Raw genomic sequence first — 22,069 nt, 5'->3', positions numbered from 1 at the left:
AAAATTCTATTACCATGAAAAAAAAGGATTTTTTTGGCTTGGGCACGCGTCATGCAACTACCATGGATAAGAAGAATAATTTCCGGACCATTGCCGAACATCCGGTTCAGCCAAACAAGAACAATGCGGTAACACTTCGGCCTTGCCATGCCACCACCAACAACAAGAATGGTATCGGCAACGACGCAACTTGGGCCAAAACAACAACAAGGTTCAACGTTGCAGTTCGATCACAACAATGACTACAGGATCGAGAGTCCGGATCAGGACGCGACGCATCGGGTGTGGGCAATAACAAGAACAAGCCCTCCAGGGATGCAACTTCGGCAACAAGAACAACACGCCGGAGGAAGGTAGCTATCTACCGTCGTGGTTGGATTATTGTTTTGAATACGAGACGGTCGTGACAGGGAAAAGTGCCAATAACAAGAAGATAGCTTGCCCAAACGATTTGAACGACTGTGGTGCGTATTCAAGGCGATGCGCCATCACGAAGAAGAATCAGCAGCACGGATGCTGAATGCATGCTTCAAGGGGAGACCATAGGGTCTCCCCTTTCTACATTGTGCCGCGTCGTGACATTGGTGCCTGTTAGTCTCCTCCCCCCTGGATTGCAATTGCTATAGTGGATCGCGGACCGAGTCAGTCCGGATCGGCCCACACTGGACACGTTGATTCTCCCGCAACCGGTTCCCAAGGTGTCGGTGGTCGGCTACACTTTAGGTCTTTTACCATCTGCGAGTTAATTCGCTTCATGTTCAGAGGATTTATCCGCTTTCTCCAGTATCCCGGTGAACGTTTGAAACATATTTTTGCCAGTCAGGAAGGTGCCGGACAAACAGTCGGCGTGCGCATCATTCCGCGTGAAGAACACACTGTCTCGCGACGCCTCTTTTCCGATGCCGCATTGAAGGTACTGTATCGGCTACATAATGCTGGATACGCAGCCTATCTGGTTGGCGGCTGCATTCGTGATGCGCTGCTGGGAAAACAGCCCAAGGATTTCGATGTCGCCACCGATGCGACCCCCGAACAGTTGCGAGACCTGTTCCGCAACTCGCGCATCATTGGCCGACGCTTCCGTATCGTCCATGTTCGCTTCGGCCGTGAAATCATCGAGGTCACCACATTCCGGGGTCGCCCGAATGACGACCACAGCGATCATGTCTCCCGACAATCCGAGGAAGGGCTGCTACTGCGCGATAATGTCTGGGGTAATGTTGAGGAAGACGCCAGGCGCCGCGACTTCACCGTCAACGCCCTCTATTACAATATTGCGGATTTCTCCATTCATGACTGGGCCGACGGCGTCAGAGATATCGAGAGCCGCACGTTGCGTCTGATCGGCGACCCAGAAACTCGCTATCGCGAAGATCCAGTACGAATGCTTCGCGCCATACGGTTTGCCGCGAAATTGGATTTCCAACTGGATCGCAATACCGAGACCCCCATACGTGAGCTGGCTCCCTTGTTGCTGCAAATCCCTCCCGCCAGGCTATTCGATGAAACTCTCAAGCTTTTCCTGGCAGGGCATGCGCTGACAACGTTCCGCCTACTCAAGGAGTACCAGCTATTTGCCATGCTGTTCCCTGAAGCCGAGGAAGCCATGGATGAATTGCCCTGGGCGGAGGAGCTGATCAAACAAGCACTCGCCAATACGGATTCGCGTATCCTCGAGGACCGTCCCGTGACCCCGGCGTTCTTGTTTGCCGCGTTGCTCTGGCCCGGAGTCATTCTGAGACGACAACAGCTGGAAAGAGAAGGAATGCCCGCCGTTCCCGCGTTGCAGGCCGCTGCACAACAAGCCGTCTCACGCCAGGTGAAACACATTGCCATTCCCAAACGTTTCAGTCTCCCCATGCGGGATATATGGGAGCTACAGCAGCGGTTTCCTCGCCGCAATGGCAAGCGAGCATTCCAGACCCGTGATCACCCCCGTTTCCGCGCTGCCTATGACTTTCTGTTGCTTCGTGAACAAGCCGGTGAAATCGAACCGGGATTGGGACAGTGGTGGACTGCGTTTCAAGAAGGCGATGAGCATGAAAAACGTCGCCTGCTAGATAAGGTCGATACAAAATCCAGTGACCGTCCAACAAAGCGTCGGCCTCGAAAACGCCGTCGCCGGTCCTCCTCCTCTCCGCAAGATGACTGATTCACGTTACGCTACCGCCTATATCGCGTTAGGAAGCAATCTGGACACGCCTCGTCAACACGTCGAGCGCGCAGTCACTCAGTTACGCGAGCTCCCCGTCACACACCTGACCAGATGCTCGCGCTTGTACGCTAGCAAGCCTGTCGGCCCACAGGATCAACCCGACTTCGTTAACGCAGTGGTGGAAGTTATCACGCAGCTCTCTCCTCTGGCTCTACTCGATCAATTGCAGGCGCTGGAACAGCGTCACGGTCGAGAGCGTTCTCGCCACTGGGGTCCCCGCACCCTCGATCTGGACTTGCTCCTTCATGGCGACACCCGAATGCAGACATCAAGGCTGGTGTTACCTCATCCTCATATGCATGAACGTGCGTTCGTGCTGGTACCACTGGCGGATATTGCTGGCAATCTCACATTGCCTGGAGATATCGATGTCGCCACCTTGGCAGACAAATACGCGAATGACGACTTGCGAGTACTGTTACCGTGAAGGTAGAGTCATTTATCATCGATGTTACCAATACGCCCAAACTACCCAGGCCACGTAACACTTGTCGCAACGTGAACGGCGGCAAACGCAAGCGACAGGGCCAGAAACCAAACCTCGGTCTCCGGAAAATAACGACGAGACAGCACGCCTATGAAACCGGTCACTCTGAGCACACTGCAAACCTGCAGGAGTGCTAATGAACCCTTCAGTTGTTTAACCGCCTACGATGCCTCCTTTGCCCGCCTGGCCAGTAGCGCGGGTATCGAGGTGTTATTGGTAGGCGACTCACTGGGAATGGTGTTGCAAGGCCATGACAGCACTCTGCCAGTCACACTCGAAGATATTCGCTATCACACGCAGTGCGTGGCTCGTGGCAAGGAGAGCAGTCTATTGATGGTAGACCTGCCCTTCATGAGCAACAGCAGCACCGAGCAGCTGCTACAGGACGCCGGCGTCCTGATGCGCGCCGGTGCGGAAATGATCAAGATCGAAGGCGAGGCATGGCTGGCAGACGGTATCCGGGAGTTGTCACGGCGCGGAGTGCCGGTATGCGCCCATATGGGGCTGACACCACAGTCTGTCCATCAGTTTGGCGGCTATCGGGTGCAAGGCCGTGATCAGCAACAAGCGAAGCAGATCATCGCCGATGCCTGCACCCTGGTCGATGCCGGCGCCTCGGTCATCCTGCTCGAATGCGTGCCAGCTTCACTGGGACAGGCGGTCCATGAAGCTGTCGAGGTCCCCGTCATCGGTATCGGCGCCGGCCCGGATGTTGATGGTCAGATACTCGTCATGCATGACGTGCTCGGCGTAACACCAGGACGGGTTCCGAGGTTTGCAAAGAATTTCCTCGCTGACAGCGGTGATGTTGCATCAGCATTCCGTCGTTACCATGAAGACGTCAAGACGCGCCGTTTCCCGGCTACGGAGCACAGCTTCTAATGCGTACCGTACGAGAGATCAGCGAATTGCGTCAGATACTGACAGAGAGCCGTGAGCGTGGCCAGATAATCGGCCTGGTACCCACCATGGGTAACCTGCACGATGGCCATTTGGCGTTGGTTGGCGCTGCACGTGACCGTGCCGACATCGTCGTCGCCACGATCTTCATCAACCCCATGCAGTTCGGTCCCGGTGAAGATCTCGACACCTACCCACGGACATTCGAAGCTGACCGTGAAGCACTGGAGACAGCCGGTTGCGACCTGGTGTTCGCCCCTTCTGCGGAAAGCCTTTACCCACGAGGTCTTGCCTCACACACCAAGGTCGTTGTCCGCGGTGTCAGCGAAGGACTCTGTGGCGCCAGTCGTCCGGGTCATTTCGATGGTGTGGCTACCGTCGTCTCCATGTTGTTCAATTTAGTGCAACCTGATCTGGCCTGCTTTGGAGAAAAGGATTATCAGCAACTGACCGTCATTCGTCGGCTCGTCACTGATCTACACATGCCTATCGATATCGTCGGTGTCCCCACGGTTCGGGCCACGGACGGCCTTGCCCTGTCCTCACGTAACGGGTATCTCAACGAACCGGAACGTCGTCAGGCCCCCTTCCTCTATCATACGCTGGTCGAAGCCCGTACGGCCCTGGAAGCGGGTGCCGACATGACGGCAACACTGGATACCGCAAGGCAACAGCTTGCCGAGGCAGGGTTCAAGGCCGAATATCTTGAGCTGCGCCAAGCTGACAACCTGGAGCCGGTACAATCCGGCACCACTCATGGCGTCCTCCTGGCAGCAGCTCATCTCGGGCCAGCCCGGCTGATCGACAACCTGGCCGTTCGACTGCCCGGGGATCAAGGCGACTGAGTCATACGGCAGTGCTCCTGTATTAGAAAAACACAATGTCATGTTTTCTCCCGCCACCCATTGTCGCGGCGCACAAGACTCACCTATGCTAGAAGTTCCCACCTACGTTACGAGGACGCTTTTATGCAAGACGTGGTGATTGTTGCAGCCCGACGCACAGCTGTCGGCACCTTCGGCGGCTCGCTTTCCGGCATACCCGCCAGTGATCTGGGTGCCCATGTCATCAAAGACTTGTTGAATCAGACCGGGGTATCAGGCGAGCAAGTCGACGAGGTGCTGCTCGGCCAGGTACTCACAGCTGGAGTCGGCCAGAATCCTGCGCGCCAAGCCTCTATCAAGGCGGGCCTGCCCGATGCCATTCCTGCCATGACCATCAACAAGGTCTGCGGCTCGGGCCTGAAGACTCTCCACCTGGCGACACAAGCCATTCGCTGTGGTGATGCCGAACTCATCATTGCCGGTGGCCAGGAGAACATGTCACTCGCACCACATGTGCTGCCTCACTCACGTACCGGCCAGCGTATGGGCGACTGGAAAGCCCTGGATTCCATGGTTCATGACGGCCTGTGGGATAGCTTCAACGACTATCACATGGGCATAACCGCCGAGAATCTTGCCGACAAATATGGTGTCACTCGCCAGCAGATGGACGAGTTTGCCGCCGCATCCCAGCAGAAAGCGATTGCTGCCATGGACGCGGGCAAGTTCAACAGCCAAATCGTTCCCATCGAAATTCCGCAACGCAAAGGTGACCCTGTCGTCGTTGCGACCGATGAAGGACCCCGTGCCGGTGTCACAGCCGAGAAGCTGGCTGACATGAAACCGGCCTTCAAAAAGGATGGCACGGTCACCGCAGGCAATGCGTCATCAATCAATGATGGTGCTGCCGTGGTGATGATGTGTAGTGCCGATAAGGCTCGTTCGCTGGGCCTGGAGCCGTTGGCACGTGTTGCCGCCTATTCCAATGCCGGCGTTGACCCAGCCATCATGGGAATCGGGCCGGCGCCTGCCACTCGTCGCTGCCTCGAAAAGGCAGGTTGGCGTTTGGACGACCTGGACCTAGTCGAAGCCAATGAAGCCTTTGCCGCCCAGGCTCTGTCAGTAAACAAGGAGTTAGGCTGGGATGCCAGCAAGGTCAACGTCAATGGCGGGGCGATTGCCCTGGGCCATCCTATCGGTGCTTCCGGCTGTCGTATTCTGGTAACACTGTTGCACGAAATGATGGCCCGTGATGCCAAGAAAGGGCTTGCCACCTTATGCATCGGTGGCGGACAGGGTGTGGCGCTAGCCATCGAACGCTAAGCGCCAGCTACCAGCGATAAAAGCGTGCCCTTGCGGGCCTCCACCGCAGGGGCATTGACTTTTAGACTCGTCATACAAAAACCCCCATGGTTTTTGACCATGAGGGTTCCGTTTATTGACAGCTTCCAGCAAATGGAGGCTTAGAGTTCCGTATCGGCCGTTTCGGCTTCGAACGCACTCCGCTCTTCGTCAGTAATCTCCTTGATAGAGAGCTTGACGCGATTGCGATTATCGATATCGAGCACCTTGACGATGACCTCATCACCTTCATTCAGGTAATCACGGACATCATTGACACGCTCGGGCACAATTTGCGAGATGTGAACCAGCCCATCGGTACCCGGAATGATGTTGACGAACGCCCCGAAATCGGCGATGCGCACGACCTTTCCCTTGTAGAGTTTGCCGATTTCCGCTTCGGCGGTGATTTCCAGAACCGCGTCGATTGCCTTCTTGGCAGCCGTCTTGTCGTCAGCATAGATACGCACGGTGCCATCATCATCAAGATCGATGGAGGCGCCAGTGTCATCACACAGCTTGCGGATGGTCGCACCGCCCTTGCCGATCACATCACGGATCTTCTCAGGATCGATATTGATCGTGGCCATCGACGGTGCATTTTCCGAGACTTCGGTACGGCTTTGAGAGATCACCTGGTTCATTTCACCAAGGATCTGGAGGCGAGCCTCGAGCGCCTGCTGCAACGCTGTCTCCATGATCTCTTCGTTAATGCCCTCGATCTTGATATCCATCTGCAGAGCAGTCACGCCTTCCGCCGAACCAGCAACCTTGAAGTCCATATCGCCAAGATGGTCTTCATCACCGAGGATATCGGTCAGTACTGCGAACTTTTCTCCGTCTTTTACCAATCCCATGGCAATGCCGGCGACAGGCGCCTTGAGAGGCACGCCAGCGTCCATCAGCGCCAGTGATGTACCGCATACGGTCGCCATGGAACTGGAGCCGTTGGACTCGGTAATCTCGGACACGACCCGGATGGTGTAGGGGAAGTCGTCGTCATTCGGCAGCATCGCTTCGACGCCCCGGCGCGCCAAACGGCCATGGCCAATCTCACGACGCTTCGGGCCTCCCATGAAGCCGGCTTCACCGACACAATACGGCGGGAAATTGTAATGCAGCAGAAAACGGTCTTTACGTTCGCCTTCCAGCGACTCGATGAATTGGGCATCCCGTAATGTGCCCAAGGTCGAAACGACCATGGCCTGGGTCTCGCCCCGTGTAAACAGCGCTGACCCATGTGTCTTGGGCAAGATACCGACATCGATATCCAAGGGACGCACAGTCTTGTGGTCGCGCCCATCAATTCGGGGTTCTCCATTCGTGACCCGTGTACGAACGACTCGCTTTTCAAGACTGGAAAAGGCATCCGCAATCTCGTCAGCATCGAACTGACCATCTTGCTCGCCAGCCAATTGTTCGATGGCTTCCGCCTTGATAGCGGACAACGCTTCCTGGCGCTGCATCTTGTCGGTAATGCGGTAAGCATCACCCACTTTATTCTCGAAGCGGCTCTTCATGGCTTCTTTCAAGGCGGTATTTTCCGTCGGAGGCTGCCAATCCCATTTCGGCTTACCAGCCTTCTTGACCAACTCATTGATCGCCGCTATGGCCACCTGCATTTCCTGGTGAGCATACAGTACCGCTCCCAGCATTTCGTCTTCGGTAAGCTCTTTGGCTTCCGACTCGACCATTAACACGGCCTTTTCAGTCCCGGCGACGACCATGTCCAGTTCAGAGGACGCGAGTTCTTCCACGGTCGGATTGAGAAAATAGCCGTCGTTCTCGGTAAAGCCGACACGTGCGGCTCCGATGGGGCCATTGAAAGGGATCCCGGAAATCGCCAACGCTGCCGAGGTGCCGATCAAGGCAGCAATATCCGGATCCTGATTGCGATCGGCGGATAACACGGTACAGATCACCTGCACCTCGTTCATGAACCCATCGGGAAAGAGTGGACGAATGGGTCGATCGATCAGGCGTGAGGTCAGCGTCTCCTTCTCCGTGGGACGCCCTTCTCGCTTGAAGAAGCCACCGGGAATCTTGCCAACCGAGTAGGTCTTTTCTTGATAAAACACCGCCAGCGGGAAAAAATCCTGCCCGGGCTTCAGGTCCTTCTTGCCAACCACGGTGCACAATACCACGGTATTATCCATGGTCACCTGCACGGCGCCAGTGGCCTGTCGAGCGACGCGGCCCGTTTCTAGAGTGACGGTACTGCGACCGTACTGAAAACTTTGCTTGACCGGATTCACGGCAACATCCTTCAACTTGTCTGTTTCATGTTTGGGTCGTTTTGACTCGGCGACCATTTTAGGAGTTCCTCGCATTCTGAGCCATACATAGCTGCAAAAAGCCAGACACCAAACACAACAGGCAGCCCTTTTCGAGGGCTGCCTGTTATGAAAGCACCAGGCTCGTACATCAGCTTGCCTGGCGGTGGGGCTGACGAGAGCCCCCTCTTGAATAGTCGATCGCCAAATCAGCGACGCAGTCCAAGGCGCTGAATAATGGACTGATAACGCTCATAATTCTTGCGCTTGATATAGTCCAGCAGCTTGCGACGCTGATTGACCATGCGAATCAAGCCGCGACGCGAATGGTGGTCCTGCTTATGATCCTTGAAGTGATCCTGCAAACCATCAATGTTGGCCGTCAGCAGCGCCACCTGGACTTCCGGTGAACCGGTGTCATTATCATCCTTGCCGAACTCTTTGACGATTTCGGCCTTCTTTTCAGCAGTCAGTGCCATCTGTTACTCCAGTATGCAATATGCCTGAATGGTGAATGTCGGAGACCACGCATATTTGCAGCCTCCTGCGACTGAATAGCCATCTGTCGATGGCTCATTATACACCGCCGAGTTCTGCGGTCGTATTCTTCAAACGGCGAGGAGCCACTGCCCCCGCCCCCTTGACCATGCCCAAACCGAGAAAGGCATCATCATGATAAAGCCTGGCGAGTGTTTCCTGCGCCAAACCTCGTGTATCGACATGACCGTATTGGCCGTGCAGCAACCGCGACGCGGGCACCTCATCGATCACCAGCGATGGCAGATGGGCAACCAGCGAGTCGACCGGCAATAACGTTGCCTCAAGGCTGGACTGATCATGCAATGCTTCCAGCGCCGATAGCGATTGCATGTCAGCGCCATCGAACGGCCCACTCTTGAGTCGACGTAACGCCGTCAAATGGGCACCGCACCCCAATGAGCGACCGAGATCTTCCGCCAATGTGCGAACATACGTTCCCTTGCTGCAGGATACTTCGAACTCCAGCACACCGGCACCATACGATACAAGGCGCATATCATAAACCGTCACGGAACGAACTTCACGTTCAACCGTTTTTCCTTCCCGAGCCAATTCATAGAGCGGCCTGCCTCCCTGCTTCAACGCAGAGTGCATAGGGGGGACCTGCTCAATATCCCCCTGGAATGCCGCTAAGGCGCCTCTCAGCCTCTCAGTGGACAGCTCAGGCACCTCGTGGCGCTCAACGATATCTCCTTCGGCATCACCGGTCGTCGTCACCTCACCGAGTCGGACCCGGGCCAGATAGACTTTGTCGGCTTCCAGCAAAAAGGAAGAAAACTTCGTCGCCTCACCAAAGCAAATCGGCAGTAGACCGGTCGCCATAGGATCCAGCGTTCCGGTATGTCCCGCTTTCTGAGCGCGGAACAGGCGCCGGACCCGTTGCAGGGCATGGTTGCTCGATACACCAGCCGGTTTATCGAACAACAAGACACCGTCGACCGGCAATCCACGACGACGCCTTGCCATCAGCGCCCTTCCTCATTGTCCTCATCCTCGCCCGTTTCATCGGCATGGCGTGTTTTATCGCTCGCCACCGCCTCATCAATCAGTGACGACAGTTCTTCACCACGCACAATGCTTTCATCGTAATGAAAGCGCAATTCGGGCACGTGACGCAGCTTGATACGACGCGCGATCTGACTGCGCAGAAAGCCGCGCGCCCGTTTCAAAACGCCGATGTTCTCCTCGACTCGCTCAACATCGTTCTCACCCAGAAGCGTGATATAGATATCGGCGTAGCCGAGATCCCGACTCACCGTGACGCCGCTGATCGTCACCATGCCCAGGCGCGGATCTTTTACCTCACGCTGGATCAGCACCGCCAGTTCCTTTTGCAGTTGATCGGCGACACGGTCGGTTCGTTTGAATTCGCGCATGAATACCCGCCTTACAGGCTTCGCTCGACCTTGATCTGGTCGAAGACTTCGATCTTGTCGCCGACCTGGACATCGTTATAGTTCTTGACGCCGATACCACACTCCATGCCATTACGAACTTCGTTGACATCGTCCTTGTAACGGCGCAGCGATTCCAGCTCACCTTCATAGATAACGACGTTATCACGCAATACGCGAATCTTCTTGTGACGATGGACCGTACCCTCGACCACCATGCAGCCAGCCACAGCACCAATCTTGGGTGCACGGAAGACATCGCGGACTTCAGCGATACCGACGATCTCTTCTTTCCACTCTGGCTCGAGCATGCCGCTCATGGCCTGCTTGACTTCGTCGATCAACTGGTAGATGACACTGTAATAACGTAGCTCCAGCCCCTCACGCTCGATGATTTCACGAGCAGCGGCATCAGCACGCACGTTGAAGCCGATCAGAATGGCATCGGATGCCAGTGCCAGGTTGGCATCGGTCCCCGTGATACCGCCGACACCGGACGATACTACAGCCACCTGCACTTCATCGGTCGACAGGTCCTCAAGCGCCCCTCTAATCGCCTCAAGCGACCCCTGGACATCAGCCTTGAGCACGATATTGACCTTGGCAACCTCTTCTTGGCCCATCTGGCTGAACATATTCTCCAGCTTGGCCTTCTGCTGGCGGGCCAGGCGAACTTCGCGATACTTGCCTTGACGGAAGTTGGCCACTTCGCGAGCCTTCTTCTCATCGGCCACGACCATGAAGTCATCCCCCGCATCCGGAGTGCCATCAAGGCCCTGGATCTCCACAGGCATCGCCGGACCGACTTCTTCGACCTGCTGGCCGAGCTCGTTGGTCAGCGCGCGTACTCGGCCATAATGTAGACCGGCAAGAACGATATCGCCCTTACGAAGGGTTCCATTCTGGACGAGCACGGTAGCCACCGGTCCCCGACCTTTATCCAGACGCGATTCGACAACGACGCCCTTGCCCGGCGCTTCCGGCACCGCCTTGAGTTCCAGAACCTCGGAAACGAGCAACACGGCCTCAAGCAGCTCATCGATACCATCGCCGGTTTGCGCCGATACGTAGACGAACTGGGTATCGCCACCCCACTCCTCGGATATCACGCCGTGCTGGGATAGCTCATTCTTGACCCGGTCCGGATCCGCGCCTTCTTTATCCATCTTGTTGACCGCCACGACAATCGGCACTTCTGCCGCTTGGGCGTGCTCGATCGCCTCGATGGTCTGTGGCATCACACCATCGTCAGCAGCCACCACCAGGATGACCACGTCAGTGGACTTGGCGCCGCGGGCGCGCATCGCAGTGAAGGCAGCGTGGCCCGGCGTGTCCAGGAAGGTGACACCACCGTGGTTACCCTGCACTTTTTCCGCTTCCACGTGGTAGGCACCGATATGCTGCGTGATACCCCCGGCCTCACCAGTCGCCACCTTGGCCTGACGAATGTAATCAAGCAGTGAGGTCTTGCCATGGTCGACGTGCCCCATCACAGTGACCACCGGATCACGGGCGACCTCCTCGCCTTCGTAGGAGATGGCCTCGAGCACCTCGGTTTCCAGCGCATCGTCCTTGACCAACTTGGGCTTGTGTCCCATCTCCTCGACCACGATCACCGCCGTCTCTTGATCAATGGTCTGATTGATGGTGACGGCTGCTCCCATCGAGAACATTGCCTTGATGACCTCATTGGCCTTGATCGACATCTTGTCGGCCAACTCAGCCACACTGATGGACTCGGGAATCGTCACTTCACGTACGATAGGCTGGGTCGGTTTCTGGAACCCATGTTTGCCCCCGCCATTGCCATCGCGGCCACCTCGACGGTTGCCACGGCGCTCGGCACGCTTAGTTTTCTTGCCACCGCGACGGCGTTCTTCGCGCTCACTGCGATCCTCATCGTCACTGCGACCGTGTCGACCTTTTTTCCCGCTCGCTTTCTTGGGCGCACGGCGCGCATCACCACGATGTTCCTTGGGTGGTGCACTACCGGCTTCCTCGCCGCCCTTGGCACTTTCATCCAGTTCCGGCACGGGGATTTCAGGCTCGGTCGGGGACGGCGCAGCAGCCTCCTGTGCCTGAGATACCGACTCACTTTCCTGTGGCGTCTCTTCGCCTTTCGCCTCGCTGACCTCTGTCACAGCGTCAGATTGCTCCGCAGTCTGACTCTGAGTGGCCTCGGTAACCGGGGGCTGCTCCGGTACAGATTCCGCTGCCGCCTCGCTAGCTTCCGAAGCCTCCGATTCAGCGGCTTCCGCTGCTACGGCCTGCGCTTCGGCTTCAGCCTGCTGCCGGGAATCCGCCATATCACCAACCAACTGACGTGGCCCGGTATCTTCAGGCTGTGACTCGACAGCAGCTTGCTCCTGCTCTTCCTCGCCACGCTTCACGTAGGTACGCTTCTTGCGCACCTGTACTTCGATCGTCTTGCCCCGCTCGCCTGAACGGATGCGACTCTTTGTCTTACGCGTCAGGGTAATGCGATTGCGAGAGCCCCGACCGCCACCATGACTTTTGGTCAAATAATCGAGGAGACGTTGTTTATCCTCTTCGGAGACGGCATCGCCCTCGGACTTATGCGGAAGTCCGGCTTCCTTCATCTGTTCCAGCAGACGAGGCACTTCACGCCCCACCTTCGCTGCAAAATCTTTTACGGTCATTTCTGACATTACGACCCTCCTGAGCCCGTGACCAGTTTACTGTTCGCTCTCGAACCAGGGCGCACGGGCAGTCATGATCAATGCCGCGGCGCGCTCTTCATCCACTCCGTCGATGTCTTTGAGATCATCCACCGACTGCTCGGCAAGATCTTCCATGGTGACGATCCCGCGACTGGCCAGGATGAAGGCCAAATGACGCTCCATACCCTCCATGTCAAGAAGGTCATCAGCAGGTTGCGCCCCATCGAGAGCCTCCTCGGAGGCAATCGCCAGATTAAGTAGTTCGTCCTTGGCGCGCGCACGCAACTCCTCGACGAGGTCTTCGTCGAGATCTTCGATTTCCAGCATTTCTTCGCGCGGTACGTAGGCCACTTCCTCCAGAGAAGTGAATCCCTCCTCGACCAGCACACGCGACAGCGACTCATCAACCTCGAGATGATTGATGAAGTACTCGACCAGGCTATCAATCTCCTGCTCGCGTTTGCCTTCAGCCTCGTCCTCTGTCATCACATTGAGCTTCCAGCCTGTCAGCTCCGAAGCCAGGCGGACATTCTGGCCGTTACGCCCGATAGCCTGAGCCAGGTTATCCTCGGCAACAGCGACGTCCATCGAATGGTTGTCTTCATCGACGAGAATCGAGGCGACATCCGCCGGCGCCATGGCATTGATGACCAACTGAGCGGGATTATCATCCCAAAGGACGATGTCGACCCGTTCGTTTTGCAATTCGGTGGAGACAGCCTGGACGCGGGAGCCGCGCATACCAACACAGGCACCCACCGGATCAATACGCCGGTCATTGGTCTTGACAGCGATCTTTGCCCGGGAGCCCGGATCGCGAGAAGCCCCTTTGATTTCGATGAGCTGCTCAGCAATTTCCGGCACCTCGATCTTGAACAGCTCAATGATCAACTGCGGACTGGTACGCGACAGAATCAACTGCGAGCCTCGCGCATCGGCATCCACTTTCACCAACAGGGCTCTAACACGTTCATTCAGACGATAGCGTTCGCCCGGGATCATTTCATTGCGAGGCAGAAACGCTTCCGCATTTTCCCCGAGGTCGATGACCAAGCCGTCTCGCGTCGTCTTCTTGACAATGCCTGCGACCAGTTCGCCTTCGCGGTCCATGTATTGACGAACCACCTCCGCGCGCTCAGCGTCACGCACCTTCTGGACGATTACCTGCTTGGCGGTCTGGGCGGCGATACGGCCGAAGATGGCATTCTCGATACGCTCTTCAACGACCTCACCGAGAGCCAAGGGTGGATCACGCTGCTCAGCGATGGAGAGCTTGATCTGGTAATCCGGCGTCTCGAAGTCGTCATCCTCCACGACAGTCCAGTAGCGGTATGTCGCGTACTCACCGGTTTGCCGGTCGATTTTTACACGAACCGCCGCTTCCTCGTTCTCGAAGCGCTTACGAGACGCGCTAGCCAAAGCAGATTCCACTGCCTCGAAGATCACTTCGCGGGGCACACCTTTCTCATTCGAGATCGCGTCCACGACCATTAAAATTTCTTTGCTCATGCCATTGCCTCGCCGGAATAGCCGTCTTTACGTAACGAAATCATTCGCCAAACTGGGGTACCACCCGCGCCTGATCGATGGATTCGATGGGAAAACAATACTCCTCGCCGTCGAGTTGCAGCAGCACCTCATCGCCCTCAGTACCAGCCAGAAGTCCCTGAAACTTACGACGTCCGTCGAAGGGCACTCGCAACTTGAGAACTGCCACATGCCCCTTGAAACGTGCGAATTGTTCGAGTGTGAACAACGGCCGATCCAAGCCCGGTGACGACACTTCCAGTCGATACTTCCCCGCAACCGGTTCTTCGACATCAAGCATGGCACTGACTTGCCGGCTCACATCGGCGCAATCATCTACCGTCACACCATCGGCGCTATCAATGTAGACCACCACGCGAGGTTGTTTGCCCTGGTACTGCTCAACTCCCCAGAGTTCGAACCCCATCGCCGTAACTACTGGCTCGACAAGCACCGTAAGCGCCGTATCATTGATTGCCACAGACAGACTCCTACAGCCGCTGTATTAGGCACCTGGCCAGGAGATGAAAGGAAGCTAGGTGGCTGATTGGCGTGATCCCAGCACAGCCTGCCAACAGACGGACCGCCAACAGATGAGCTGCTAACAAAAAGCCCCTTCGCTGGAAGGGGCTCTTTACAAGAAACCTTTCATACCAAGTTGGCCAAGACTCGCCAAAATGGTAGCGGGGACCGGATTCGAACCGATGACCTTCGGGTTATGAGCCCGACGAGCTACCAGACTGCTCCACCCCGCATCACAGGTCGGCGAGCTTATACGCAATCGCCTGAAATGTCAAGCTTGGCCATATACCAATCTTGGTTCTAAGTGACTCCAGCATGGTCACCTATGGTGCCGAAGGCGGGACTTGAACCCGCACGACCGTAAGGTCACTACCCCCTCAAGATAGCGTGTCTACCAATTCCACCACTTCGGCATCAACTCTCAATACTGGATATAGAGGGATACGACAGCGACAATGACACCATATTGCTTAGTCGCTGCTGTCCTCCAGCACTGGCGCGGCATTATCCTCTTCACCGGCTGTATCGTCAACCTCTTCTTGCTCAGACCCGCTCTGCTCGATGACTTGCGTATCCGGAATCCCCTCAACCGGCGCATCGGCCGTCTGGGAGGCGAAATACGCAAGTGCCAGCGATGTCACAAAGAATGTCGCTGCCAAGGCACCGGTCATCTTGGCGAGAAATCCCCCACTGCCACGTGAGCCGAATACGGTTTGGGACGCACCACCTCCAAAGGAGGCACCAGCGTCGGCGCCCTTGCCCTGCTGGAGCAGAATAAGGACGACCAGGGCGATAGCGATCGCCACATGAAGCATGAGAACGGCAACTTGCATGAAATTCAACCTGCTGACTGACAAATGGCTAAAAATTCGTCGACCTGAAGTGATGCACCACCAATCAGGCCGCCGTCGATATCGGGCTGCGCAAGCAGTTCGGCGGCATTGGCAGCCTTCATGCTACCGCCGTACAACACATGCAGGCCCGCGGCCAGCGCGACCGAGTATTGTTCAACATGAGCGCGAATCGAGGCATGAATGGCCTGCGCCTGATCCGGGGATGCCGTTTTACCGGTTCCAATTGCCCATACCGGCTCGTAAGCAATCACCAACCGCTCCCGAGCCTCGGCATCGATGCCGGAGAACACGACATCTACCTGCTTAAGGACCACGTCTTCCGTGCGTCCCGCCTCACGCTCCGCCAATGTTTCGCCAACACAGACCACTGGTGTCAGGCCAACATCCAGCGCCGCGGAAACCCGTGCCAGCACGGCGGCGTCATCTTCATGAAACATCGCCCGCCGCTCAGAATGCCCAATCAGGACATAGCGCGCTCCGAACTCAACCAGCATCGATCCGCTGACTTCGCCAGTGAACGCACCGGAACGCTGGTCATGTAGCGTCTGTCCTCCCCAAGCCATCGGCGTACCGGACAGTGCCCGCTGGGCAACGGCCAGATAGGGAAATGGCAGCATGAGCGCGATACTGACATCGGGAGGTACATTGGCATCGGCGAAGGCTTCACCGAACTGTTCCACCAACGCCAACGAGCCATTCATCTTCCAATTACCGGCGATCAGTGGCGAGCGCATGAATAAACCTCTTTCTCGAGTGGAGCGAAATGGTATCGGAGCCGCCCTATCATGACAACATCCCATTGGCAATAGTCCGGGATCAGTTGATCAGCGCTTCGACATCGCCAGCCAGGCGCCTTGCCAGGGCTTCTACATCCAGATGGGGACGCCCCTCGACCATCACACGTACCAGAGGCTCCGTCCCTGAGGGACGCAATAACACACGCCCCTGGCCACCCAGCTCTTTTTCCATTACCGCGACCGATGCCTTGAGTTCGTCGTTATCCATCAGCGCCGCCCGATCGGTCTGCGGTGAAAGACGAACGTTGACCAATGCTTGCGGTGCTTTCTCGAAACCCTCCAGCAGTTGTGCCAAAGGAACATCTTCCCGAACCATGACTGCCAACACCTGTAGTGCCGATACGATGCCGTCGCCCGTCGTCTGGACATGTCTGCACACGATATGCCCAGACGACTCGCCACCCAGTTGCCATCCATTGGAGAGTAGCCGTTCCATGACATAACGGTCCCCGACTTTAACGCGCTCGAAGGGAACACCCATAGCTTCCAATGCCGCAGCAAGGCCGAAATTGGACATCAGCGTGCCAACGACGCCGCCACCCAGTTCACCTCGGGCATGGCGGTCACGCGCTATCAGATAGAGAATGTCGTCTCCATCGATCTCACGCCCATCGGCATCCACAAGCAGCACACGGTCACCATCACCGTCAAATGCAATGCCGAGATCGGCACCTTCAGTGATCACTGCAGCCCGTAATGCGGCAGGATGCGTCGACCCCACGGCCTGGTTGATATTCAGACCATCCGGGTTCGACCCGATCTGCGTGACCTCGGCACCCAGCTCACGAAACACATTGGGCGCAATATGATAGGTGGCTCCGTGAGCGCAATCGAGAACCACCTTCAGGCCGTGCAAATTGACGCGATCCGGTATGGTCGATTTGCAGAACTCGATATATCGTCCTGCTGCATCATCGATACGCACCGCTTTGCCCAACTGATCCGCTGCCACGGTTTCCAGCGGCTCATCTATCTGCTGCTCGATCAGGTCTTCGACCTCATCGGGCAACTTGGTGCCCGCAGCGGAAAAGAATTTAATGCCGTTATCACCATGCGGATTGTGCGAGGCGGAAATCACGATACCGGCATCGGCACGGAAGGTCCGGGTCAGATAGGCGATACCAGGCGTCGGCATCGGTCCGAGCAGTGACACATCGACACCGGCAGCGGATAGCCCGGCTTCCAATGCCGATTCAAACATGTAGCCGGATATACGTGTATCCTTACCTATCAGTACCTTGGCACGCCCGTCACGAGACAGGACTCGTCCCATGGCCCACCCCAGTTTGAGCACGAAATCCGCGGTGATCGGATACTGGCCGACCGTACCGCGAATCCCATCGGTTCCAAAGTAGCGTCTTGTCATGGCTCCAAGCCTTCCTGTAGCACGGCCCACGTCATATTGGCTGCATCCACGGTAGGGCCAACATCGTGAACGCGCAGCAAGCGGGCCCCTCGTTCCACGGCCAGCGTGGCCAGTGCCAGCCCGCCCGAAAGTCGCTCTTCCACGGGACGCTCCAGCACTTTGCCAATCATGCTTTTACGGGACATCCCTGCCAATATCGGCAGCTCGAACCGCTTGAGAGTATCCATCCTGTTTAGCAAGCGTAGATTGTGTTCGACCGTCTTGCCGAACCCGAAACCGGGATCGAGGATGAGTCTCTCCCGGTGCAGCCCGGCTGCCTCACACGCACCGATTCGATCGGCCAGGAACTGTTCGACGGCACTCTCTATCTCCTGATCATAATGGGGAGCATCCTGCATGTCTCCCGGCTCGCCAATCATATGCATGACACATACCGGCAAGCCAGAGCGTGCCGCCGCCTGCAGTGCGCCCTCACGACGCAAAGCACGAACGTCATTCAGCATGCCGGCACCGAGAGCGGTCACCTCTTTCATGACTTCCGGCGCACTGGTATCCACCGAAACCAGCGCGTCAAGTTCCCTCACAAGCCCTTCAATGACCGGAGCAACACGATCCAGTTCCTGCTGCGGCGACACTGGCGAGGCTCCCGGTCGGGTCGACTCTCCGCCAACATCGATGATCGCCGCACCTTCGGCCAGCATCCGCTCAGCATGACGCAACGCGTCATCCACAGCGATGTGGCGACCGCCATCGGAAAAGGAATCCGGTGTCACATTGAGAACCCCCATGACCCGGGGAAAGGAGATATCCAACCAATGCCGACCGCAGTGAAGCATGTTCATAGATGGTGTATCGCTCATGACCCCCTGTCCCATGATGGACTGTCCCACATTATCGTTCGCATGAAGGCGATCACTGTAAGGGGCGCCCTGAACAGGTTCAAGTCGCCTGACGTAGCGGGGGCGCCCATCGGGCGCCCCCGCTTCAGCAACCATCAATTGTCACTGGAGGCCTCCACCGTCAATGACCGGCCGGACCACCCAATGGATCCGAAGGTCGGCGGCGCGGGCCGTCATCGTCCTCTTCTTCTTCACCATCATCCGTCTCGGGCGCTTCCGGCTCGGATGCCGGCTGCCCCGTAATTGGCGAGCCGCCATCCATGTCGTCACCATGCCAGTCCTTGGGAGGGCGCGGCTTGCGGCCCTCCATGATGTCCTTGAGCTGATCGGCATCGATGGTTTCGTACTGAACCAGCGCTTCAGCCATGGCATCAAGCTTGTCCCGATTATCTTCCAGGATCTGCCGAGCTTTCTCGTAGCACTCATCGATGATACGACGGACTTCCTTGTCGAGTCGGGTCGTCGTCTCGCCGGACTTGAGCTTACCGCCTTGTCCCGGGCCACCGAGGAACTGATGGGACTCATCCTCATCATACATGACCGGCCCCATCTCCTCGGATAGGCCCCACTTGGCAACCATGTTATGCGCCAACTCGGTAGCACGCTTGATGTCGTTCGACGCCCCTGTCGTGACGCCATTGGGCCCCAACGTCATCTCCTCGGCAATACGTCCGCCAAACAGGGAGCAGATCTGGCTGATGAGCTGTTGTCGAGAGAAGCTATAACGATCCTCTTCAGGAAGGAACATGGTGACACCCAGTGCCCGGCCACGCGGAATGATCGTTACCTTGTAAACCGGGTCATGCTCCGGCATCACCAAGCCGATGATCGCGTGTCCGGATTCATGGTAAGCGGTATTGAGCTTCTCTTTATCGGTCATGACCATCGACCGGCGCTCTGCGCCCATCATGATCTTGTCCTTGGCCATTTCCAGCTCTTCCATACTGACCAAGCGTTTGTTACGTCGGGCAGCAAACAGTGCCGCCTCATTGACCAGATTGGCCAGATCGGCCCCGGAGAAACCGGGCGTACCACGTGCAATGAGTTGTGGTTTGACGTCGTCACCCAGCGGCACCTTGCGCAGATGCACGCCCAGAATATGCTCGCGGCCCCGAATGTCCGGCAGCGGCACAGTGACCTGACGATCGAAGCGGCCTGGACGCAGCAGAGCCGGGTCAAGCACATCGGGGCGGTTGGTGGCGGCGATGACGATGATGCCCTCGTTCGCCTCGAAACCGTCCATTTCGACCAGCAATTGGTTGAGAGTCTGCTCACGTTCGTCATTGCCGCCGCCCATGCCGGCACCCCGCGAACGGCCTACTGCATCGATTTCGTCGATGAAGATGATGCAGGGTGCCTGTTTCTTGGCCTGCTCGAACATGTCACGAACGCGGGACGCACCGACACCCACGAACATCTCGACGAAATCGGAACCGGAGATCGAGAAGAAAGGCACCTTGGCCTCGCCGGCGATGGACTTGGCCAATAGGGTCTTACCCGTGCCCGGCGGACCGACCATGAGTACACCTCGCGGGATCGTGCCGCCCAGACGCTGGAACTTGGACGGGTCACGCAGGAAGTCCACCAGTTCCTCGACCTCTTCCTTGGCCTCATCACAACCAGCGACATCGGAAAAAGTCGTCTTGACCTGATCGTGGCTCAACAGCTTGGCCTTGGACTTCCCGAAACTCATCGGGCCACCCTTGCCGCCGGCTCCTCCCTGCATCTGACGCATGAAGAACATGAAGATCGCCAGAATGATCAGAATCGGGAAGCTGGCAATCAGCAGTCGGGTCCAGATGCTCTGCTGTTCAGGCTCCTTACCAACCACAGTCACATCATTGGCCAGAAGGTCATCCATCAATTTGGGATCTTCCGCTGCAGGACGGATCGTCTGGAATTGCGACCCGTCATCGCGCTCACCCGTCACTTTGTAGCCATCGATGGTGACGCTACGAACTTGATCTTCCTGTACCTGCTCGACAAACTGTGAATAACTCATCGCCTGTGGAGAGTTATCCACACTGAAATTGTTGAACACCGTCAGCAACACGGCTGCGATGACCAACCACAGGATCAGGTTCTTCGCCATATCATTCAAGGGTGTACCCTCATTGCCAAAATCGCTCTACCAGCCTCATGACGTTCGACACCACCTAAGCTGGCAGCGTTCCAACTCTCTCGGATACGTCAGGGTGACATACCCGCAGCTCATTGTCTGTCTATCAACACGTTAGTTCGTAACTATGCCTGCCAACAACCCGACGCCACTCTGACGCAGGGCATTTTCATCATACCATGTCGCTTACCATGTCAGGAGGCCCAGCCGCGAAAGCCTTTCGCCAACAGGTAAACCTCTTTTGACCTATCTCGGGACGCCTGGGGCTTACGTGTCATTACTTTATCGAAATCCCGTCGCAGCGTCTTGAGATAGTCATCGAAACCTTCGCCCTGAAACACCTTGGTAAGAAAGCTGCCCCCCGGTGACAGCACTTGATGCGCCAGATCCAATGCCAGTTCGCACAAATGCATCGCGTGTGGCTGGTCGATGGCGGCCATACCACTCATATTGGGGGCCATATCCGAGATCACAAGGTCGACTTTGCGCTTATCGAGGCCAGTCAGAATCGCTTCGAGCACTTCCTCCTCGGTAAAATCCCCCTGAATGAACGTCACCTGTGGGATGGCATCCATATCGAGGATATCCGAAGCGACGACACAGCCATCTTCACCCACACGCTCCGCGGCAATCTGGCTCCACCCACCCGGAGCGGCACCGAGATCAACCACGGTCATGCCGGGTTTGAACAGCGCATCCCGTTTATCAATCTCAAGCAGCTTGTAGCTGGCCCGACTCCTGTACCCCTCCTGCCAGCTACGCTGTACATAGGGATCATCAAAATGCTCTTTGAGCCAACCACCACGACGTTTTCCGCCACTACCGGGTTTGGCCGCTTTACTGGACTGGGATGAACGTGCCACAACGCCACCTGGAGTTCGAACGTCGGTTATTCATGATCACAGCATTGAGGAAGGCACTTGCCGACATCACACCTTTCGCTATCGATGCTTTCACCTTACCATGGCGCACCGGCAATACAGGAACGAACACGATACCATGAGCTTGTCACAGCAACAAAAGAAAGCGCTGCGCCGCATCGGCCACCATCTTAACCCTATCGTCACCGTCTCGGAACACGGCATTTCCGAAGGGTTGCAAGCAGAACTCGAGCGCGCGCTCGATGACCATGAGCTGATCAAGGTCAAGATCGCACTATCCGATCGCGAAGACCGCACCGCCATGGTGGAACAGCTCGTCGCCGACAGCGGCGCAGAAGCCGTGCAAGTGATCGGCAAGACAGCCCTGCTCTACCGGACCAACCCTCGAGCCGACCCTAAACTCTCCAATATCCAGCGATTCGAGAACCATCACGGCCGCCGCTGAGCTA

20 protein-coding genes and 2 tRNA genes are annotated in these 22,069 nt (G+C 56.8%); 7 read left to right on the top strand and 15 right to left on the bottom strand.

Going from position 1 to position 22,069, the window contains the following annotated elements; translation table 11 throughout:
• Nucleotides 1–14: 14 nt before the first annotated feature.
• The 6 genes from BLW01_RS18365 to BLW01_RS08105 all read left to right on the top strand — a co-directional run bounded on the left by BLW01_RS18365 (nucleotide 15) and on the right by BLW01_RS08105 (nucleotide 5,749).
• Entirely contained in the window at nucleotides 15–242 is a 228-nt protein-coding gene (locus BLW01_RS18365) for a hypothetical protein (protein WP_139243923.1), read from the top strand.
• 512 nt (nucleotides 243–754) lie between these two features.
• Nucleotides 755–2,152, top strand: a complete 1,398-nt coding sequence (pcnB, locus tag BLW01_RS08125) for a polynucleotide adenylyltransferase PcnB (protein WP_092568988.1) — start codon at nucleotides 755–757, stop codon at nucleotides 2,150–2,152.
• Nucleotides 2,145–2,642 (top strand): 2-amino-4-hydroxy-6-hydroxymethyldihydropteridine diphosphokinase, encoded by a 498-nt coding sequence (gene folK, locus BLW01_RS08120; RefSeq protein ID WP_092568987.1) that lies wholly within the window; start codon nucleotides 2,145–2,147, stop codon nucleotides 2,640–2,642. Before pcnB ends, folK begins: the two co-directional genes overlap by 8 nt.
• A gap of 150 nt (nucleotides 2,643–2,792) precedes the next feature.
• The gene (gene panB / locus BLW01_RS08115; protein ID WP_092568986.1) at nucleotides 2,793–3,584 is read left to right on the top strand and encodes a 3-methyl-2-oxobutanoate hydroxymethyltransferase; all 792 of its coding nucleotides are present in this window, start codon (nucleotides 2,793–2,795) and stop codon (nucleotides 3,582–3,584) included.
• Nucleotides 3,584–4,447: a pantoate--beta-alanine ligase gene (gene panC / locus BLW01_RS08110; protein ID WP_092568985.1), complete on the top strand. Its 864-nt coding sequence runs from the start codon at nucleotides 3,584–3,586 to the stop codon at nucleotides 4,445–4,447. The genes panB and panC overlap by 1 nt, the downstream gene beginning before the upstream one ends.
• 123 nt (nucleotides 4,448–4,570) lie before the next feature.
• A complete protein-coding gene (locus tag BLW01_RS08105) occupies nucleotides 4,571–5,749 on the top strand; it encodes an acetyl-CoA C-acetyltransferase (RefSeq protein WP_092568984.1) in 1,179 nt (392 codons plus the stop codon).
• A gap of 140 nt (nucleotides 5,750–5,889) precedes the next feature.
• On the opposite strand, the gene pnp is transcribed toward BLW01_RS08105, so the two are convergent.
• The 15 genes from pnp to rlmE all read right to left on the bottom strand — a co-directional run bounded on the left by pnp (nucleotide 5,890) and on the right by rlmE (nucleotide 21,602).
• Entirely contained in the window at nucleotides 5,890–8,022 is a 2,133-nt protein-coding gene (gene pnp, locus BLW01_RS08100) for a polyribonucleotide nucleotidyltransferase (RefSeq protein ID WP_175529797.1), read from the bottom strand.
• A gap of 227 nt (nucleotides 8,023–8,249) precedes the next feature.
• A complete protein-coding gene (gene rpsO, locus BLW01_RS08095; RefSeq protein WP_092568982.1) occupies nucleotides 8,250–8,519 on the bottom strand; it encodes a 30S ribosomal protein S15 in 270 nt (89 codons plus the stop codon).
• A 97-nt stretch (nucleotides 8,520–8,616) separates the two neighbouring features.
• Nucleotides 8,617–9,546 (bottom strand): tRNA pseudouridine(55) synthase TruB, encoded by a 930-nt coding sequence (truB, locus tag BLW01_RS08090; RefSeq protein WP_092568981.1) that lies wholly within the window; start codon nucleotides 9,544–9,546, stop codon nucleotides 8,617–8,619.
• Complete coding sequence (rbfA, locus tag BLW01_RS08085) at nucleotides 9,546–9,956, bottom strand: 30S ribosome-binding factor RbfA (protein ID WP_092568980.1); 411 nt, start codon at nucleotides 9,954–9,956, stop codon at nucleotides 9,546–9,548. The genes truB and rbfA overlap by 1 nt, the downstream gene beginning before the upstream one ends.
• Nucleotides 9,957–9,967: 11 nt before the next feature.
• Nucleotides 9,968–12,643 (bottom strand): translation initiation factor IF-2, encoded by a 2,676-nt coding sequence (infB, locus tag BLW01_RS08080; RefSeq protein WP_092568979.1) that lies wholly within the window; start codon nucleotides 12,641–12,643, stop codon nucleotides 9,968–9,970.
• 27 nt (nucleotides 12,644–12,670) lie between these two features.
• Nucleotides 12,671–14,164, bottom strand: a complete 1,494-nt coding sequence (gene nusA / locus BLW01_RS08075; protein WP_092568978.1) for a transcription termination factor NusA — start codon at nucleotides 14,162–14,164, stop codon at nucleotides 12,671–12,673.
• Between the two features lie 40 nt (nucleotides 14,165–14,204).
• On the bottom strand, nucleotides 14,205–14,663 hold the full coding sequence (gene rimP / locus BLW01_RS08070) for a ribosome maturation factor RimP (protein ID WP_092568977.1): 459 nt from the start codon (nucleotides 14,661–14,663) through the stop codon (nucleotides 14,205–14,207).
• 197 nt (nucleotides 14,664–14,860) lie between these two features.
• Nucleotides 14,861–14,937, bottom strand: a tRNA-Met gene (locus BLW01_RS08065).
• A gap of 93 nt (nucleotides 14,938–15,030) precedes the next feature.
• Nucleotides 15,031–15,117: transfer RNA gene (locus tag BLW01_RS08060), tRNA-Leu, on the bottom strand.
• A gap of 57 nt (nucleotides 15,118–15,174) precedes the next feature.
• Nucleotides 15,175–15,537, bottom strand: coding sequence for a preprotein translocase subunit SecG (secG, locus tag BLW01_RS08055; protein WP_092568976.1), 363 nt, complete (start codon nucleotides 15,535–15,537; stop codon nucleotides 15,175–15,177).
• Between the two features lie 5 nt (nucleotides 15,538–15,542).
• Nucleotides 15,543–16,292: a triose-phosphate isomerase gene (gene tpiA, locus BLW01_RS08050; protein ID WP_092568975.1), complete on the bottom strand. Its 750-nt coding sequence runs from the start codon at nucleotides 16,290–16,292 to the stop codon at nucleotides 15,543–15,545.
• Nucleotides 16,293–16,374: 82 nt separating this feature from the next.
• Nucleotides 16,375–17,721 (bottom strand): phosphoglucosamine mutase, encoded by a 1,347-nt coding sequence (glmM, locus tag BLW01_RS08045; RefSeq protein WP_092568974.1) that lies wholly within the window; start codon nucleotides 17,719–17,721, stop codon nucleotides 16,375–16,377.
• On the bottom strand, nucleotides 17,718–18,581 hold the full coding sequence (gene folP, locus BLW01_RS08040) for a dihydropteroate synthase (RefSeq protein ID WP_175529796.1): 864 nt from the start codon (nucleotides 18,579–18,581) through the stop codon (nucleotides 17,718–17,720). Before folP ends, glmM begins: the two co-directional genes overlap by 4 nt.
• A 160-nt stretch (nucleotides 18,582–18,741) precedes the next feature.
• Nucleotides 18,742–20,721: an ATP-dependent zinc metalloprotease FtsH gene (gene ftsH / locus BLW01_RS08035; protein ID WP_092568973.1), complete on the bottom strand. Its 1,980-nt coding sequence runs from the start codon at nucleotides 20,719–20,721 to the stop codon at nucleotides 18,742–18,744.
• A gap of 212 nt (nucleotides 20,722–20,933) precedes the next feature.
• The gene (gene rlmE, locus BLW01_RS08030; protein ID WP_092568972.1) at nucleotides 20,934–21,602 is read right to left on the bottom strand and encodes a 23S rRNA (uridine(2552)-2'-O)-methyltransferase RlmE; all 669 of its coding nucleotides are present in this window, start codon (nucleotides 21,600–21,602) and stop codon (nucleotides 20,934–20,936) included.
• Nucleotides 21,603–21,738: 136 nt separating this feature from the next.
• On the opposite strand from rlmE, the gene yhbY reads away from it, so the two are divergent.
• A complete protein-coding gene (yhbY, locus tag BLW01_RS08025; RefSeq protein ID WP_092568971.1) occupies nucleotides 21,739–22,065 on the top strand; it encodes a ribosome assembly RNA-binding protein YhbY in 327 nt (108 codons plus the stop codon).
• Nucleotides 22,066–22,069 lie beyond the last annotated feature (4 nt).

The sequence above is a fragment of the Aidingimonas halophila genome (assembly GCF_900106955.1).
GTDB lineage: Bacteria > Pseudomonadota > Gammaproteobacteria > Pseudomonadales > Halomonadaceae > Aidingimonas > Aidingimonas halophila.
Note: the sequence above shows the minus strand (reverse complement) of the source record. Positions and strands in the feature narration are given on the sequence as shown.

Bases quoted from the DNA above. Each gene is read 5' to 3' on its own strand.
- panB (WP_092568986.1), top strand. From the start codon at position 2,793: ATGAAACCGGTCACTCTGAGCACACTGCAAACCTGCAGGAGTGCTAAT.
- infB (WP_092568979.1), bottom strand. From the start codon at position 12,643: ATGTCAGAAATGACCGTAAAAGATTTTGCAGCGAAGGTGGGGCGTGAA.
- glmM (WP_092568974.1), bottom strand. From the start codon at position 17,721: ATGACAAGACGCTACTTTGGAACCGATGGGATTCGCGGTACGGTCGGC.
- secG (WP_092568976.1), bottom strand. From the start codon at position 15,537: ATGCAAGTTGCCGTTCTCATGCTTCATGTGGCGATCGCTATCGCCCTG.
- folK (WP_092568987.1), top strand. From the start codon at position 2,145: ATGACTGATTCACGTTACGCTACCGCCTATATCGCGTTAGGAAGCAAT.
- truB (WP_092568981.1), bottom strand. From the start codon at position 9,546: ATGGCAAGGCGTCGTCGTGGATTGCCGGTCGACGGTGTCTTGTTGTTC.
- panC (WP_092568985.1), top strand. From the start codon at position 3,584: ATGCGTACCGTACGAGAGATCAGCGAATTGCGTCAGATACTGACAGAG.
- folP (WP_175529796.1), bottom strand. From the start codon at position 18,581: ATGAGCGATACACCATCTATGAACATGCTTCACTGCGGTCGGCATTGG.
- rbfA (WP_092568980.1), bottom strand. From the start codon at position 9,956: ATGCGCGAATTCAAACGAACCGACCGTGTCGCCGATCAACTGCAAAAG.
- yhbY (WP_092568971.1), top strand. From the start codon at position 21,739: ATGAGCTTGTCACAGCAACAAAAGAAAGCGCTGCGCCGCATCGGCCAC.
- rpsO (WP_092568982.1), bottom strand. From the start codon at position 8,519: ATGGCACTGACTGCTGAAAAGAAGGCCGAAATCGTCAAAGAGTTCGGC.
- pcnB (WP_092568988.1), top strand. From the start codon at position 755: ATGTTCAGAGGATTTATCCGCTTTCTCCAGTATCCCGGTGAACGTTTG.
- BLW01_RS08105 (WP_092568984.1), top strand. From the start codon at position 4,571: ATGCAAGACGTGGTGATTGTTGCAGCCCGACGCACAGCTGTCGGCACC.
- tpiA (WP_092568975.1), bottom strand. From the start codon at position 16,292: ATGCGCTCGCCACTGATCGCCGGTAATTGGAAGATGAATGGCTCGTTG.
- nusA (WP_092568978.1), bottom strand. From the start codon at position 14,164: ATGAGCAAAGAAATTTTAATGGTCGTGGACGCGATCTCGAATGAGAAA.
- BLW01_RS18365 (WP_139243923.1), top strand. From the start codon at position 15: ATGAAAAAAAAGGATTTTTTTGGCTTGGGCACGCGTCATGCAACTACC.